16 protein-coding genes are annotated in these 17,507 nt (G+C 34.4%); 6 read left to right on the top strand and 10 right to left on the bottom strand.

Annotated features, from left to right (window positions below; all coding sequences use genetic code 11):
* Nucleotides 1–107: 107 nt before the first annotated feature.
* The 9 genes from cra to GA0061080_RS04370 form a co-directional block, all read right to left on the bottom strand.
* Nucleotides 108–1,112 carry a catabolite repressor/activator gene (cra, locus tag GA0061080_RS04410; protein WP_091121714.1) on the bottom strand — a complete coding sequence of 335 codons (1,005 nt, stop codon included), beginning with the start codon at nt 1,110–1,112 and terminating at the stop codon, nt 108–110.
* A gap of 134 nt (nt 1,113–1,246) precedes the next feature.
* Nucleotides 1,247–2,002, bottom strand: a complete 756-nt coding sequence (locus tag GA0061080_RS04405) for an iron ABC transporter ATP-binding protein (RefSeq protein ID WP_091121710.1) — start codon at nt 2,000–2,002, stop codon at nt 1,247–1,249.
* Nucleotides 1,999–2,970 carry an iron chelate uptake ABC transporter family permease subunit gene (locus GA0061080_RS04400; RefSeq protein WP_091121706.1) on the bottom strand — a complete coding sequence of 324 codons (972 nt, stop codon included), beginning with the start codon at nt 2,968–2,970 and terminating at the stop codon, nt 1,999–2,001. Before GA0061080_RS04400 ends, GA0061080_RS04405 begins: the two co-directional genes overlap by 4 nt.
* The gene (locus tag GA0061080_RS04395) at nt 2,960–3,916 is read right to left on the bottom strand and encodes an ABC transporter permease (RefSeq protein WP_091121826.1); all 957 of its coding nucleotides are present in this window, start codon (nt 3,914–3,916) and stop codon (nt 2,960–2,962) included. Before GA0061080_RS04395 ends, GA0061080_RS04400 begins: the two co-directional genes overlap by 11 nt.
* Before the next feature lie 11 nt (nt 3,917–3,927).
* On the bottom strand, nt 3,928–4,881 hold the full coding sequence (locus GA0061080_RS04390; RefSeq protein ID WP_091121703.1) for a siderophore ABC transporter substrate-binding protein: 954 nt from the start codon (nt 4,879–4,881) through the stop codon (nt 3,928–3,930).
* A gap of 217 nt (nt 4,882–5,098) precedes the next feature.
* Nucleotides 5,099–6,547 (bottom strand): nitrogen regulation protein NR(I), encoded by a 1,449-nt coding sequence (gene glnG, locus GA0061080_RS04385; RefSeq protein ID WP_091121700.1) that lies wholly within the window; start codon nt 6,545–6,547, stop codon nt 5,099–5,101.
* An 11-nt stretch (nt 6,548–6,558) separates the two neighbouring features.
* Entirely contained in the window at nt 6,559–7,608 is a 1,050-nt protein-coding gene (gene glnL / locus GA0061080_RS04380; RefSeq protein WP_091121697.1) for a nitrogen regulation protein NR(II), read from the bottom strand.
* Between the two features lie 72 nt (nt 7,609–7,680).
* Complete coding sequence (gene glnA / locus GA0061080_RS04375; RefSeq protein ID WP_091121693.1) at nt 7,681–9,090, bottom strand: glutamate--ammonia ligase; 1,410 nt, start codon at nt 9,088–9,090, stop codon at nt 7,681–7,683.
* 226 nt (nt 9,091–9,316) lie between these two features.
* Complete coding sequence (locus GA0061080_RS04370; protein ID WP_167349180.1) at nt 9,317–10,267, bottom strand: DUF4952 domain-containing protein; 951 nt, start codon at nt 10,265–10,267, stop codon at nt 9,317–9,319.
* A 129-nt stretch (nt 10,268–10,396) separates the two neighbouring features.
* On the opposite strand from GA0061080_RS04370, the gene GA0061080_RS04365 reads away from it, so the two are divergent.
* Genes GA0061080_RS04365 through gpsA form a run of 3 tightly spaced genes read left to right on the top strand, consistent with a single transcriptional unit; the run spans nt 10,397 to nt 12,394 of the window.
* Nucleotides 10,397–10,837 carry a rhodanese-like domain-containing protein gene (locus GA0061080_RS04365; protein ID WP_091121684.1) on the top strand — a complete coding sequence of 147 codons (441 nt, stop codon included), beginning with the start codon at nt 10,397–10,399 and terminating at the stop codon, nt 10,835–10,837.
* 24 nt (nt 10,838–10,861) lie between these two features.
* Entirely contained in the window at nt 10,862–11,338 is a 477-nt protein-coding gene (gene secB / locus GA0061080_RS04360) for a protein-export chaperone SecB (protein WP_091121681.1), read from the top strand.
* Between the two features lie 39 nt (nt 11,339–11,377).
* Nucleotides 11,378–12,394 carry an NAD(P)H-dependent glycerol-3-phosphate dehydrogenase gene (gpsA, locus tag GA0061080_RS04355; RefSeq protein WP_091121824.1) on the top strand — a complete coding sequence of 339 codons (1,017 nt, stop codon included), beginning with the start codon at nt 11,378–11,380 and terminating at the stop codon, nt 12,392–12,394.
* Nucleotides 12,395–12,464: 70 nt separating this feature from the next.
* On the opposite strand, the gene GA0061080_RS04350 is transcribed toward gpsA, so the two are convergent.
* Nucleotides 12,465–13,439, bottom strand: a complete 975-nt coding sequence (locus GA0061080_RS04350) for an ornithine cyclodeaminase family protein (RefSeq protein ID WP_091121677.1) — start codon at nt 13,437–13,439, stop codon at nt 12,465–12,467.
* 188 nt (nt 13,440–13,627) lie between these two features.
* On the opposite strand from GA0061080_RS04350, the gene aas reads away from it, so the two are divergent.
* The 3 genes from aas to GA0061080_RS04335 form a co-directional block, all read left to right on the top strand.
* The gene (gene aas, locus GA0061080_RS04345) at nt 13,628–15,769 is read left to right on the top strand and encodes a bifunctional acyl-ACP--phospholipid O-acyltransferase/long-chain-fatty-acid--ACP ligase (RefSeq protein WP_091121673.1); all 2,142 of its coding nucleotides are present in this window, start codon (nt 13,628–13,630) and stop codon (nt 15,767–15,769) included.
* Between the two features lie 15 nt (nt 15,770–15,784).
* Complete coding sequence (lplT, locus tag GA0061080_RS04340; RefSeq protein ID WP_167349179.1) at nt 15,785–16,972, top strand: lysophospholipid transporter LplT; 1,188 nt, start codon at nt 15,785–15,787, stop codon at nt 16,970–16,972.
* A partial coding sequence (locus tag GA0061080_RS04335; protein ID WP_141683087.1) for an N-acetylmuramic acid 6-phosphate etherase occupies nt 16,959–17,507 on the top strand: 549 nt, incomplete at its 3' end. The genes lplT and GA0061080_RS04335, both read left to right, overlap by 14 nt.

The following is a 17,507-nucleotide window of genomic DNA, read 5'->3' as shown; positions in this document are numbered from 1 at the left end:
TAATCCAATAACTTATATCTATTAATAAAGAATATGTGATCTAGATCTTATTTTTATCTAAATTGTTTTAAAAGTAATATTACTTTTTATACCTATCAAAAATAATATTAACGACTTAAGCTACCTCGATAGATCAATCGCCTTGGAATTATTGTTGTGCCCGATTGGTAATTATTGTTATGCAGATAGTTTAAAAACAGTTTTATTGTTACATCGGCAACTTCTTTATGATCTTGTGAAAGTGATATGACTTTACATGGTAAAAAATCTAACAATTCATTATCTCCAAAGGTAGCAATAGTTAAACTCTCGGGTAAATGCCCAAATTTTCTTAAAATTGCATCAATGCTTCCTTGTAATAAAGAAAAAGAGGTAGTAAATATGCCATTAGGCAATTCATGACTTTCTAGCCATTGACTAAAGGCTAAATCAGCATCTCGTCGGCTATAGTTATTTGCATATAAAAAATCAACTTTATTACAATTGTCAAGTTTAATATCTTTAAAACCATCTAAACGAAGTTGACTAACAGATAAGTTTGGTAGGGCTCCTATATAAACCACTGAATCTTGTACTAAGTTATTAAATGCTTGAGCAAGTGATTTAGAATCTTGTTTATCTGCACCTACAATATTTCTAAATTTAGAGATGGATAATATTCGATCAAGTGCAAATAATGGAATCTTTTCGTTTTGCCAGTCATCATAAAAAAAATAATCTTGAGCAGAAACAAACGAAGAAGAAACAATTAAGGCATCTACGCGACGCTGCTGAAGGTGTTTAACACACTCTCTTTCGACTTGTGGATTATCTTCAGAACATGCAATTAGTAATTGATATCCTTCCTTTCTTACCAATTGTTCTAAATAATTAGCTATGCGAGTGTAACTGTTGTTTTCTAAATCAGGAATAATAATGCCTATAGTCCGGGTTTTTCCTGCTCTAAGCCCCGCTGCTACCGCATTGGGTTGGTAATTATGCTTTTTCACCACCGACATAACTTTTTCGACTGTTTTATCACTAACGCGGTACTTTTTGGCTTTTCCATTGATCACATAACTGGCTGTCGTCCTTGATACACCTGCTAAAAGTGCTATTTCCTGTAATTTCATTATAATTATCTCAACAAAAATATTGCCAATTATTTAACATGGTTAGAAATAAATAGTAAACAATAATTTTTATTTACTTAATTAAACAATTGTAACTTTTTACTATTAAGATTAATTAATTTCCATTGTATTTGTTAATAGTAAATAGCAATATTTTGATCATTAATTTTTTCGATTTTGACAGGTGTATCAAATATTTCTTCCAAAATAGCCTGATTCATGATCTTTTGTGGCGTACCTTGGTATATCAGTTCACCATTTTTCATGGCTAAAATATAGTCTGAGTATACAGACGCAAAGTTGATATCATGAATAACAATCACAATGGTTTTACCCAGCTCATCGGCTGCGCGGCGCAATTGTTTCATCATGGCAACCGCATGTTTCATATCAAGATTATTGAGTGGTTCATCAAGTAATACATATTCAGTATCTTGACATAACACCATAGCAACATAAGCTCGTTGCCGTTGACCACCAGATAATTCATCTAAAAAGCGGTCTTTATATTCAGTAAGATCTAAAAACTCAAGGGCTCGGTGGATGTGATTGTAATCATCCGCAGTTAAACGCCCTTTGCTATAAGGATAACGCCCAAATCCAACTAGTTCAAAAACAGACAATCTACTGGTAAAACGGTTTTCTTGTTTCAATACTGATAAATAAGTGGCAAGTTTATCACTTGGCGTATTAACAACATCCATATTTTGAATTTTGACTTGTCCTTCATCAGCTAATAGAAGACGACTTATAATTGATAATAGCGTCGATTTACCCGCCCCATTTGGACCAATAATAGCAGTAATTCCACCTTGCGAAATTGTCGTATTGACATTTTTTAATACAGATATTGTTTGATAGTTTTTACTAACATTATCAATTTTTATCACTTTGAAACCTTTTTTAATAATAAGAAGATAAACAAAGCACCACCAATGAATTCAATGACAATGGATAATGCACCAACCATATTTAATACTTGCTCTAAGAACATTTGTCCACCGACCAGAAAAATAACACCTAACAAAAAAGCCGTAGGCAGTAAAAAACGATGTTGGCTTGATCCACTAATACTATAAGCTAAATTAGTAATTAAAAGCCCCAAAAAAGTAAATGGACCGACTAATGCCGTAGACACTGACACTAAAATAGAAACTAGCAATAATATAATAGTGACACTTTTTTGATAATCGATACCTAGATTTATAGCATTATCACGTCCTAAAGCCAGAACATCAAACTGATATCGCATTCGCCATAAAAATAAACCAATGATACAGACAATGATTAATGAGAAGATAATCAATATCGGTTCGGCACGGGTAAAAGTTGCAAAAATTCGGCTTTGTAATATTGCAAACTCTGAAGGGGTCATTAAACGCTGTAATAGATTAGAAAAACTACGAAATAATGTGCCTAAAATAATTCCTATTAATAATACCAAATGTAAGTTTTGCTTGAGCTTAGTAAACAAACCTCGATATAAAAATAGTGAAAATAAGATTAATAAAAGCGATTCAAATATAAATTTACCAATAATACCGATATAAGCAATACCTTGTGAATCAATACAAAAGATTACAACAGTTTGAATAAGCACAAATAGCGATTCAAATCCCATAATAGAAGGTGTTAATATTCGATTGTTGGTAACTGTTTGAAAAAGCAATGTTGATGTCGCAGCCGAAAAAGCAACCAAAATCATAGTTAGCATTACCCACGTTCGATGCTTCAAAATATAGCTAATATTGCCTTTAAGGTTGAATGTCATAAAACATATTATGCAAACTAGAGCAATAATTAACAATAAAAGAACTCTTTTTTGACACAAAATATGGCGTTTTTGATTAACTAACATGACGTTTTCGACTCAACAATATTAAAAAAATAATAGCGCCAACTACGCCAAGAATAACACTAACGGGGATCTCAAAAGGATAGCGAATTACACGCCCAATAATATCGCAAATTAAAACTAATCCACTACCAAACAAACAGATCCATGGAATGGTTTTACGAACATTGTCTCCAAATAATAAACTAACAATATTTGGTACAATCAATCCTAAAAATGGTAAAACACCAACAACTACAACGACAATACCGCCAATTAATGCAATAACAATAAGTCCTGTTAACATAACACGACGATAGTTAAGCCCTACATTTATAGAAAAATCACGCCCCAAACCAACTACAGTAAACTGATCCGCACTCCAACAAGCAAGTAATGTCAAACCACCCACCAACCATAATAATTCGTAACGGCCTTTTAAAATAGCTGAAAAATCACCTGATTCCCAACCACCAAGCGATTGTAATAAATCAAAATACATGGCAAAAAATGTAGTAATAGCGCTAATAACTGCACCTAACATAATGCCAACAAGAGGTACCATTATTGCTGATTTTAAAATAATCTTTCGAGAAATCGCCATAAATATCATTGTACCAATCATAGCAAATAGACTAGCAACAACCATTTTAGTCATGACACTAGCGCCAGGAGCTAAAACCATCATAACTAATAAACCAAGACTAGCCGATTGAGTAGTGCCAACTAAAGAGGGTTCAACAAATCGATTTTGTGTTAATAATTGCATAATCAAACCTGCAACACTCATAGCACTACCGGCTAACAATAAGGCAACAGTTCGAGGAATACGGCTTACAAAAAAAATCTCACGCATATTGCTATCTGACCATAAATCAAATAGTGTCACATGCCCAGCACCAATAAATAAACTTATTGCAGTCATGATCAATAAAATGAACATGCCTGCAATAAAATAAAATGATTTAATCATGCTTTACATTAATGCGCTGGTTCACTTTGCAAAGCGATACCTATTTGGTCCATCAAACGGCTATAAGTTTGAATACCACCAGCAATATACATGGAAGAAGAATCTAAATAAACGATATGGTTTTGTTGCCATGCTGCAGTTTTTCTGATCAATTCGTTGTCAAGTACTTGTTGTGCAGATTGAGCTTCTTTATTACCAATTGCATTATCTCTATCTAACACAAATATCCACTGTGGATTAACACTCAAAATAAATTCAGAGGTAACTGCATTACCATGACGACCAGCTTCTTGGAAAATGGTTGCTGGCTGAAAGCCGAGCACATCAAACACAAAACCAAAACGAGATTTTGAACCATAAGCCGACATTTTACCGCCATTAACCATAATCACTAGTGCTGTGCCAGCAGTAGTTGTCTTGGTTTTCAATTGTTCGATTTTTTGATTAAAATCGGCAATAAGTTTCTTAGCTTCATTTTGTTTATTGAAGATTGAGCCTAATTGTTCTGTTCTTTGAGTTAAACTACTTAAAAAATTATTTGGGTCAATATCTAAAGAAATCGTCGGAGCAATATCATTCAATTTTTTATAAGCATCAGTAGCGCGACCTCCAGCAACAATAACATCTGGTTGAATTGAACTTAAAACTTCATAATTTGGCTCAAATAAAGTACCTACATTAGTGTAGTCTTTGCGTCCATATTTAGATAAAAAAGTTGGATAATGTACATCTGATTGAGGCACTGCTGTCACAGGAATATTTAATGCGTCCATGATATCAAGTGTTGCAGTATTAAAAACAACAACTTTTTTAGGATTTTCAGGCACATCGGTTTTACCTTGAGCATGTTCAATGGTAAGCGTATTTGCAGAGGTTTGCTGTTCTTTTTTATTGTCACATCCAACCAAAACAAGCAAAACAGCAAGCAAAACTAAAAATTTCACTTTGATATATGAATACATTGTCACTCCTAATTATCAACCAAATAAAAAACAAAAACGATAATTATAATAATTATCATTTACATTATGATTGTAACCAAAAACTTTGCTCTATTCAATGTACTTTAAATATTTAAATATTTAATATGTCATAAAAGACAGATTAAATTGCACTGAAATGAATGAATTAAAATGCTATCGATTTGTTCGATAGCATAATTAATATTGGTGATTAGAGTTATTTAGTGGGATCAAGCGATAAATCTTTAAGTTTTCTAGTTAAGGTATTTCGCCCCCAGCCTAACAGATGAGATGCATCTTGTTTGTGACCTCGCGTAAAATTGAGAGCACTTCTTAGTAAGATACGTTCAACATCATTTATTGCTTCAGTCAAAATACCGGTTTTACCATCTATTAGAGCTTGTTTTGCCCATTGTTCTAACAACACTTTCCAATCAACTTCTTGTTGAGAAAAATGCTTTGTAGGCAATGTGGTATTTTCATTTGTAACCACTGTTTTAGCTGTCGATAATTGCAACAATTCTGGTGGCAAGTCCTGAACTAAAACTTCTTTATTTGAAGACATCACTGTAACCCAGCGACAAATGTTTTCAAGCTGACGAACATTACCTGGCCAATTAAAGCAACATAAAACATTTAAAGCTTCCGAACTGAACACTTTACTTTCTACCCCTAATTCTTTGGCGGTTGTATGTAAAAAATGTTCTGATAGTTTTGGTATATCTTCAGTTCGATCGCGTAGCGGTGGCAATAAGATACGAATTACATTTAAACGGTGAAAAAGATCTTCTCTAAATTTACCCTCACGAACTCTAGCTTGTAAATCTTGATGAGTAGCTGCAATAATACGGACATCTACTTTGACGGGTGAATAACCGCCAATACGATAAAATTGCCCATCGGCAAGCACCCTTAATAATCTGGTTTGAACATCAAGTGGCATATCGCCAATTTCGTCCAAAAATAAAGTGCCACCGTTAGCTTGTTCAAACCGTCCGTGCCTAATTTGAGCTGCACCTGTAAATGCACCTTTTTCATGTCCAAAAAGTTCTGATTCAATTAGATCTTTAGGAATTGCTGCCATATTTAACGCAATAAAAGGGGATTGTGAACGTGGACTGTGAGTATGTAGTGCTTTAGCAACTAATTCTTTCCCCGTTCCTGATTCACCATTAATCAATACACTAATTGATGATTTGGATAGCCTACCAATAATACGAAAAACTTCCTGCATTGAAGGTGCTTCACCAATAATGCCGGTCGATGCTTTACTTGTTGTATTATTATTGGTTTTATTACTTTGAGTTTGTGAAATCGCACGTTCAACCAATTGAATAACTTCGTCCACATCAAAAGGTTTAGGAATATAATCATAAGCACCTTTTTGATAGGCATTTACTGCTGCATCTAGATCGGAATGAGCAGTCATAATAATAACTGGCAAATTCGGCATTTGCTCTTTAATATGATGAAGCAATGTTAAACCGTCAAGTCCTGGCATTTTAATATCAGAAATTAGTACAGCTGGTTTTTGTACATATGTATCTAATGCATCAATAACTTGTTGACCACTATCAAAACTAACACAGTTAAAATGAGCATTAGTTAATGCTTTTTCTAATACCCATCGAATAGAGCTATCATCATCAACAATCCAAACATTCATTTTCGTTTACCTCACTGCCTAATTGGCAAATAGACAGAAAATTCAGTATGCCCAGGCCAACTATTAAATTCAATTTTACCGTGATGTTGATCAACAATATTATTTGCAATCGAAAGTCCAATACCTGTACCTCCTTCATGGCCGCTCACCATAGGATAAAACAAAGTATCTTGTATATGAACAGGCACACCAGGTCCAGTATCTTCAATATCAATACGAGCGCACAAACGATAGCGCTGCCCATGTAAAGTAATCTGAAAAGCAGTCCTTGTCCTGATAATAATTGTGCCAGCATTGGATCCGATAGCCTGTAAAGCATTACGAACAATATTTAAAATTACCTGCTCTATTTGTTCGGAGTCATGAATAAAATCAGGTAAGCTTGGATCATAATCACGCAGAATTTGAATATTGATTGGTTTTTCCAAACACAGCAAAGAATAAATGCGTTCTATAGCTTGATGAATACTTTGTTCTTTTTGTTGTAATCGCTGCTGTGGGCCTAATAACCTATCCACCAGATTTCTTAATCTATCGGCTTGTTCAATAATAATTTTTGTGTAATCTTGCAATTCATTTTTCGGTAGTTCACGTGATAATAATTGAGCAGCGCCTCGAAGCCCACCTAGTGGATTTTTAATTTCATGAGCTAGTCCACGAACTAATTCACGAGCGGCGCTCTGTTGCGCTTGTTGCAATTGCTCTTGGCTAAGGCGTTTATGGCTATTTAATGGCGTCATTTCAATTAAAATCTGTCCATTAACTAATAGTTGTGCCGTCAACGTTAAAATATGTAATTCATTATTAATAACTAAATTGACTTCATTATCTGTAAAACCCTGATTTTGCTTTAATGTACTGAGCATTAAATCAATATCCAAAGAAAAATATCCCAGCAAATCAGGAAGATAACTTTCTAATAATTTTTTTGAACTTTGTGATAATAATTGCTGCGCAGCAATATTGGCATACAGAATATTAAGTTTAGTATCAAGTAATAAAATACTTGTCATCATAGAATCGAGAACAAGATTAGCATCAGATTCATTATTAAATGTCATCGTTGGTTTTCCGTCCTGATTAGAAACCACCGCAAATTAACGGTGGTTTGATAGGTTAAATTGTTATATAGCTTATAGACTATAGTACATTTCAAACTCAACTGGGTGTGGTGTCATACGTACACGATCAACGTCTTGACGTTTTAAATCAATATATGCATCAATAGTATCGTTAGTAAATACGTTACCACGTATTAAGAATTCACGATCTGCATCTAATGCATTAAGTGCTTCTTCAAGTGAACCCGCAACCTGAGGAATTAATTTAGACTCTTCTGGCGGTAAGTCATATAAGTTTTTATCCATTGCATCACCAGGGTGAATTTTATTGATAATACCATCTAAACCAGCCATTAACTGTGCGGCAAAAGATAAGTATGGGTTACCAGCTGGATCTGGGAAGCGAACTTCAATACGGCGAGCTTTAGGGCTAGTCACGACTGGGATACGGATTGATGCTGAACGGTTACGTGCCGAGTAAGCAAGCATAACTGGTGCTTCATATCCCGGAACTAAACGTTTATAAGAGTTAGTTGCAGGGTTTGTAAATGCATTAATTGCTTTAGCGTGTTTAATAATACCACCAATATAGAATAATGCCATTTCAGAAAGACCCGCATATTTATCGCCAGCAAATAAATTTACACCATCTTTTGCCAATGATTGGTGGCAATGCATACCTGAACCATTATCGCCAAATATAGGTTTTGGCATAAAGGTCGCGGTTTTACCATATGCGTGTGCCACATTTTGTACCACATATTTATAAATTTGCACTTCATCAGCTTTTTTAGTTAACGTATTAAAACGACAAGCAATTTCATTTTGCCCTGCTGTTGCAACTTCATGGTGGTGAGCTTCAACCACTAAGCCAAGTTGCCCCATAATTAAGCACATTTCAGAACGGATATCTTGTGATGAATCAACCGGAGGAAGTGGGAAATAACCGCCTTTCACACCAGGACGATGTCCTTTATTACCCTCTTCATATTTAGTGCCTGAGTTCCAAGCTGCTTCAATATCATCGATATGTACAAAGCTACCTGACATTGGCGAACCGAAACGAACATCATCAAATAAGAAAAATTCTGGCTCAGGACCGAAAATAACAGTATCAGCGATACCTGATGATTTTAGAAATTCTTCGGCACGTTTAGCAATTGAACGCGGATCACGATCATACCCTTGTAACGTTGCTGGCTCTAAAACATCACAACGAATGTTTAACGTCACATCTTCAAAAAACGGATCAATAACGGCACTTGATGAATCTGGCATTAACACCATATCAGATTCATTAATTCCCTTCCAACCAGCAATTGATGAACCATCAAACATTTTACCATCTTCAAAAAAATCATCATCAATTTGATTGACAGGAATAGTTACATGTTGCTCTTTACCTTTAGTATCGGTAAAACGTAAATCAACAAATTTAACATCATTTTCTTTAATCAATTTTAAAACTTTTTGTATAGACATGTATCTTCTCCATTAAGGACAAATAATAATTGTTCAGTTTAAAAGGTATTCTTGCCGAATTATTAGATAATATGCAAATATAATGCCACTTTTTAACTCTATTTTTTAATAGCTTTATAAGTGGCTATAGTAACATAAATATTACAATTGCACTAAAATAAAGCAATAAGCACCAAGATAACGCTCCAAAATAGTCATATAAAAAATTAAAACCAATTTTTATACTCTATATATCTTCTCGCAGTGCTTCAATGCTCAAATGAAAAGTTATTTTATTCCAGTCATACTCAATCGTTTCTTCTGAACTAAATACCACGTTATATAGCATATGATCTTTAGGATTTACAAAAGATGTAGAAGGATAAACATTCGTACCCCAATAACAGCAAATTAATTTAAGTTCACCTATTCCCATTGTGTTAGCTAAATACTGATGTGCCTGTTTAGCATATTTACCTTCAATTTTATAAATAACTTTAAGAGGTTTTCCTTGTTCTTTGTCATTTTGTATACAATCATTATATTTAAAAAAATCAGGGGCATCTGCATCAAATTCACGCAAAAAATCACGACAAGTTAAATCAGGATCATAGTAATAGTGTGGGAAATATTCTGAATGCTTGATTTTTACATTACGAAGTTTTGTTCTCTTTAACTCAGAAATTTGTTTATTAAATTGAGTTAATGCATTTGGATTATTAGAAAATAAAGTTGCAAATAAGTCTGACTTTTGCTTTTCTGAAACATAATGGCTATTTGAAACAATATCAACAAACATTAAATTCCACAATTTTTCTTGTTGATTAATATACAGTGCTGCATTCACCTCACTAACCATCAAATCATGATTAAATTGATTAAAATCACGATAAGAATCATAATAAAGATCAATTGCCTTAAATACATCTTGCTTAGTGCCGTATCCATTTATTATTAACCAAGCAAGAGCATTTTGTATGTGAAATCTTTTTGTAAAACTAAGATCTCTTTTCATCAATTTTGTATATTCAGCATAAGCTTGATGATAATCACCATTTTCTAAATAATAATTAGCTAATAAAGATTCGTCTTCAGTTTGAAAATTAAATTTATTAGATTCATAAGAATCATCAGCAAACGCTGGAGAAATAATGGAAAATACGACACACTTCAAAAAGATAAATTGTTTCAATTTCATTAACCTATCCATTAAAATTAAATAAATATTTTTATAAAATAGCAAGATTTTCCTAATGGCGCTGTATTTCAGTGCATAATATCGTTATAATCTCACCTTATATTGAAATGACTAGGTAATTATACAAATATGGACTTTATAACACTCGAAATTCTACCTTTTGTGAAAAACCATCTTTTACTGTCCCTAGGTTGGATTGTACTGTTTATTGCAATCATTGTACTAACCATTAAAGGAAAACTATCTAAAGTTAAAATTATCAATAATGCTCAAGCAATCCATATGGTTAATAAACAAGAAGCAGTTATTATTGATATCCGCTCTGCTGATAGCTTTAAAAAAGGGCATATAACAGATTCTCACAATATTTTGCCTATCGATATTAAAAATGCAAGTACAAAGTCAATTGAAAAATTTAAAGAAAACATTGTTATTTTAATTGACGATAATGGCTTATCATCAACAAGTATAGGTGAAATACTTGTCAAACGAGGTTTTTTAAATGTCTTTGTATTAAAAGACGGCATTGCTGGATGGAACGGCGAGAATTTACCATTAGTTAGAAAATAATATTATAAAAAATAAGGTTTTATCATGACAGAACAAAACAATACACAACAACCAGAAACACAGTTTGCTATTCAACGTATTTATACTAAAGATGTTTCATTCGAAACTAACAATGTTCCAGAAATTTTTACTAAACAATGGCAACCAGAATTGAATCTTGAATTAAATTCATCTTCGCAAGTTTTAAGTGAGAATGTATATGAAGTTGCACTTCGTGTTACTGTAACAGTAAGGCAACAAAACGAAGTTGTGTATATCTGTGAAGTTACTCAAGCGGGTATTTTCTCACTTGTCGGATTTGACGAAGGCCAAATTCAACATTGTGTTGGTGCTTATTGCCCAAATATTTTGTTCCCTTATGCTCGTGAAGTAATTTCAAGTTTAGTGAATAAAGGTACATTCCCACAAGTGAATTTAGAACCAGTAAATTTTGAAGCACTATTTATGAATTATATTCAGCAACAACAAGCTGAAGCTGAATCAAAAGAAACACTACAATAATCATTTTGTACAATTAACTGATAATAAATTTATTAGATGATTATGAAAAAAGATGCTGCAGTAACAGTAATTGGCGCTGGATCTTATGGAACCTCTTTAGCTATTTTACTGGCTCGAAATGGTCACTCAACTTTATTATGGGGACACAATCCTAATAAAATGGCCATTTTGCAGCATGATAGACAAAATAAACAGTTTCTACCGAATATTCCTTTTCCTGATCTGTTACAAATTGAAACTGATTTAAAAACAGCAGTTTCAGCTGCACCAATTTTACTTGTTGTGGTGCCAAGTCACGCTTTTGCAAGTATTTTGACTCAAATCAAACCTTTTTTATGTCAAGATACAAAAATTGTCTGGGCTACAAAAGGGCTTGAAGTTGATACTGGTCGATTGTTACAAGATGTTGCGAAAGAGATTTTGGGCGATAAGATTCCATTAGCGGTCATTTCTGGCCCTACTTTTGCTAAAGAAGTCGCATCAGGATTACCAACGGCGGTAACTGTAGCATCAACTAATGAGCATTTTTTAAATCAACTGCAAACTTTGTTTCATTGTAGCAAAAGCTTCCGAGTCTATAGCAGCACAGATTTTATTGGAGTACAACTTGGTGGTGCAATCAAAAATGTTATCGCTATTGGTGCTGGATTATCTGATGGTCTTGGTTTTGGCGCCAATGCCAGAACAGCACTAATTACACGTGGACTTGCCGAAATGATGCGTTTAGGTGCAGTATTGGGGGCAGATCCAGCAACCTTTATGGGAATGGCCGGACTAGGTGATTTGGTTTTAACTTGTACCGATAATCAATCCCGTAATCGTCGTTTTGGAATGTTACTTGGCCAAAATAAATCCATTCAAGAAGCTCAAGATGCTATTGGTCAAGTTGTTGAGGGACGCAATAATACAAAAGAAGTCTGGCTATTAGCTCAAAAATATCATGTAGATATGCCAATCACTGAACAAATTTATCAAGTTCTTTATGAGCATAAGGAACCAAAACAAGCAGCGATGGCATTACTTAGACGTTCGCAAAAAGAAGAACTAAAAACCTAATTTTTATACTCAAACACCTAGTTACCTGAAACTTTTTGACACAAAATCATACGAACTTGATATCTAAGTATTATAAAAATGTACCAATTCCTTTTTCTTTTGCCTTAAGATAGATATCGTAGCCAATATACACGTCTAATACTGCTGTACCAACAGTTTTAAACAGCGTAATTTGCTGTTCATTTAAACGACATTGAGTTGGATCTATTACTAAATCTCCTAGCTCTAAAAAATCATCTTCTGATACCAATTGTTGTTTAATTGGATCAATAATATCACCGGCTTCAGCAAATACGCCTTCTTTAGTATCAACTACCCGAATATTAGCCTTTTCAACAATACATTCAGGAATTTCATGCATTTCTGGCGTATAAGCGCCTACACCATTAATGTGCGTGCCAGGTTTTACTTTTTCGCCATTAAATGTCACAACTTTTGAGGTTGTAACCGAAGTAATGATATCTGCTTGGCTAATGTCATCATCCAAATTTTCTGAAAAATAAAGATTAGTAGAAAAATGAGCAAAACGATGTTTCATCTCTTCTGTAAATTGTTTCGCTTTTTGTGTATCAATATCAAAAATAGCCACATCAGTAAGTGAACGAACAGTTAACATTGCCTCTAATTGAGATACTGCTTGCCCACCTGTACCTATCAACACTGCTCGGCTAGCATTTTTACGCGCCAGCAAATCGGTTGCTGCCCCTTGAACAGCTCCTGTACGAAGCTGAGTGACAAAAGTGCCATCTAACATAGCACAGACTTCACCTGTTTGCGGATCTAACATTAAAACTTGAGCTGGTACTGATGGTTTACCCAATTTAGGATTGTCAGGAAATACCGAAACAATTTTTATACCTACAATATCGCTACCTTTAATATGTGCGGGCATAAACAAGCATTGTCCCTTTTGCATATCAAAATTTATTCTTAACGGCACATCACTGTTTCCTTGGCTATAGATTTTCAAAGCTTGTTTATCTACAGCTATCGCATCTTTCATTGTATAAAATCTTTCAATATCATTGGAGGTTAAAATAAGCATTTTTATTCCTTATTGATTTTCTATATTTTTTCAACTTTAGTATCTATTATCTATTTTTTAGATCAAGATTTATTGTTAATTAAACCATAAAAAACTGTTTTATATAACAAAAATCACTGTTCTTGTTTATTCGGTATATTTTCACTATTATTACATGGTGTGATTTTGCACGATAATTGAGAAATCAAATGTTATTTAAAATATTAAAATTTTTCTTAAAGATTTTATTCCATGTCAAAATTAATGGCGATCTAGAAAATTTAAAACAAAATAGACTTCTTATTACCCCTAATCATGTATCTTTCCTTGATGGTATTCTAATCGGCGTATTTTTACCGGTAAGGCCTGTCTTTGCTATTTATTCTGGTTATATTAATCATTGGTTAGTCCGCTTAGCAAAGCGTTATGTTGATTTTGTGCCAATGGATCCACTTAGTCCAATGGCAATAAAGCGATTAGTTCGCGAAGTTGAAAAAGGCCGCCCGATAGTCATATTCCCTGAAGGAAGAATTACTATAACTGGCTCATTAATGAAAATTTATGATGGTGCTGCTTTTGTTGCTGCTCGCTCTCAAGCCACCATTGTACCAGTGTGGATCGAAGGCGCTGAATTTACTTTAACTAGTCGTTTAAAAGGTTTATTTAAACGTCGTTTATTCCCTAAAATAACCATTCATGTACTTAACCCTACATCTATTCCGATGCCCGATGCGCCTAAAGCTAGTGAAAGGCGTTATATTGCAGGTGAAAAACTTCATCAAATTATGATGAATGCACGCATGGCAAGTCGTCCAAAATTAACGCTGTTTGAAGCATTATTAGAAGCACAAGTTCGCTATGGCGTGAAATCAAGAATGGTACAAGATCCTACAACTAACGAAGCATCTTATCGCAATTTATTAAAACAAATTATAGGTGTTAGTTGTATTATTGCCAAAATTACTAAAAATAAAGAACGAGTAGGTGTTTTATTACCCAATGCAACCATTACAGTTGCAACTATTTTTGGTTTGTCAGTAAAAAATCGAATTCCAGCAATGCTTAACTATACTGCGGGAACAAAAGGCTTAAACTGTGCCATTACTGCTGCTGAAATCAAAACGATTATTACTTCACGCAAATTTATTAGAAAAGGTAAACTTGACTATCTACTTGAAGAAATCAAAGACGTTAAGTGGTGTTTTCTTGAAGATTTGCGTAAAAACTTAACTTTAAAAGATAAGCTTTATGTTGCAGTGCATCAATATATTCCACGCTTAATTAAATACCAACAATCAAGCGATGACGAAGCACTAGTACTGTTTACCTCTGGTTCAGAGGGGAATCCTAAAGGTGTTGTTCATAGTCATGGAAGCCTACTTGCTAATGTTGAACAAGTTCGAACCGTTATAGATCCAACCCCTGCAGATCGCTTCATGTCGGCTCTACCATTATTCCATGCTTTTGGTATTACAGCAGGATTATTCCTGCCGCTGTTTTCAGGTAGCCGTACATTTTTATATCCAAATCCATTACATTACCGTATGGTCCCTGAAATTATTTATGATCAAAACTGTACGGTTCTATTTGGTACGCCAACTTTCTTGGCAAACTATGCCCGTTATGCGCATCCCTATGATTTTATGCGTTTACGCTATGTTGTTGCTGGTGCTGAAAAATTATCAGACTCAGTACGAGAACAATGGAAAGATAAATATGGTATTCGTATTTTAGAAGGCTATGGCGTTACCGAATGTGCACCTGTTGTAGCGCTTAATGTTCCTATGGCATTTAAAGCTGGTACTGTAGGACGTTTACTGCCAGGTATGAGATCAAGATTAATTCACGTTCCAGGAATTAGCGATGGAGGCCAATTGCAAGTCAAAGGGCCTAATGTGATGAAAGGCTATTTACGGGTGGAAAATCCGGGCAAACTTGAAGAACCAGTAGCAGTTGATGAAAATGGACAAGCCGAAAAAGGTTGGTATGATACTGGTGATATCGTTGCTATTGATAGTGAGGGGTTTGTAAAAATTAAAGGGCGCTTGAAACGATTTGCCAAAATTGCCGGTGAAATGGTTTCATTAGAAAGTGTTGAATCCTTAGCAAAAAAAGTTGACTCTGATGCAATGCACGGTGCAACAGTTAAAGCCGATGCAGCTAAAGGTGAAGCTATTGTCTTATTTACTACCTCAACAAAATTAAATCGAGAGCAACTTAATCAGGCATCTCAAGAATTGGGTATTCCGGCATTAGCCGTTCCTCGTGATATTCGTATAGTAAAAGAGTTACCACTACTAGGCACAGGTAAAATTGATTTTATTACTTTACGAAAAATGGCTGACCAATAAACTAAAGGATGTCAAATGAAACAACATTCTCTGTTAAGCAAAGGCATGGTTGCAATCATGCTGGCGCAGTTTTTTTCAGCATTTGCTGATAATGCAATTTTTTATGCTATTTTAGCGCTCATACACAACCTACATTACCCTGAATGGAGTAAATCGGCGTTACAAATTAGTTTTGTCGTACCTTTTGTCATCTTTTCCCCGTTTGTTGGCCAATTTGCTGACACCATATCAAAAGGTAAGGCAATGATGATTGCCAACAGCATAAAATTATTGGGTGTCGGTTGTATTTGTTTAAACATCAACCCTTTTGTTGGATATTTTTTAGTTGGCGTTGGCGCTGCAGCATACTCTCCTGCTAAATATGGGATTTTAGGTGAACTTACCTCGGGTGATAATTTAATTAAGGCCAATGGATTAATCGAAGCATCAACCATTACAGCAATTTTACTTGGTTCACTAGCGGGTGGTCATATAGCCGATCTTAGTGTAAGTGCATCTTTACTTACTTGTGTATTCATGTTTGGGCTTGCGGTTATTGCTAATTTTTTTATTCCAAAATTACCTGCCGCACGACCAAATATCTCATGGCAGTTTATGAGTATGGTAAAAGACTTTGCTAACACTGTTAATATTATTTTCAACAATAAGCATCTCCTATACACATTATTGGGTACAAGTTTATTTTGGGGAGCAGGTATTACTTTACGATTTTTATTGATTAGTTGGGTTCCTGCTATTTTAAATATTAATGACAATGCTACACCAGCAAATCTCACTGCAGTAGTTGCTATAGGCATTGTTATCGGCGCAGGACTGGCTAGCAAATTTATTTCAATCAACAACACGTCACGTTGCATTCCTGCTGGTATAATGATGGGCATAGCGGTAATCGTCTTCACTTTGCAAAGTAGCATAATTTTGTCTTATATTCTACTCATTATAATCGGAGCATTAGGTGGCTTTTTTTTAGTACCATTAAATGCTTTTATTCAAAAGATAGGCAAAAATTTAATGGGTGCAGGTAGCGTTATATCTGTACAAAACTTAAGTGAATATACCGCAATGATGGTAATGTTAGGATTTTATTCATTCGCAGATGCACTAAATTTGTCAATAATAACTATTGGCGTTAGTTTTGGTAGCTTACTTGCTATAGTAATGTTTTTGTTATGGCTAGGATTAAGAAAAAATGCAACAAATTAATCTATCAGGGATGTTAACTGAAAGTCGCAACCCAAACAGTGAAAATATCGATAGCTGTTCAACACTTGAAATAATTCAGATTATAAATAATGAAGATAAGCAAGTAGCACTAGCAGTTGAGAAAGAACTCCCCAATATTGCCTTAGCTGTTGATGTAATTAGTCAAGCTTTTTTAAAGCAAGGTCGATTAATCTATATCGGTGCTGGTACTTCAGGCCGACTAGGTATTTTAGATGCAAGTGAATGCCCACCAACTTATGGCACATCACCAGAACAAGTTATTGGCTTAATTGCTGGAGGCAAAACAGCTATTTTTAAGGCGGTTGAAAATGCCGAAGATAGCCCAGAATTAGCAATTACTGACTTAAAAAACATTAATTTTAGCTCAAATGACGTTTTAGTCGGCATTGCCGCTAGTGGGCGCACACCTTATGTAATAGGTGCTATGCAATATGCTAAATCAATTGGAGCAACAGTGATCAGCTTATGCTGTAACCCATCAGCACCAATGATTGATTTAGCCAATATTGCTATT

The organism is Gilliamella intestini (genome assembly GCF_900094935.1).
Taxonomy (GTDB): domain Bacteria; phylum Pseudomonadota; class Gammaproteobacteria; order Enterobacterales; family Orbaceae; genus Gilliamella; species Gilliamella intestini.
The sequence above is the reverse complement of the archived record's forward strand: the minus strand, read 5'-3'. Positions and strand labels throughout refer to the sequence as shown.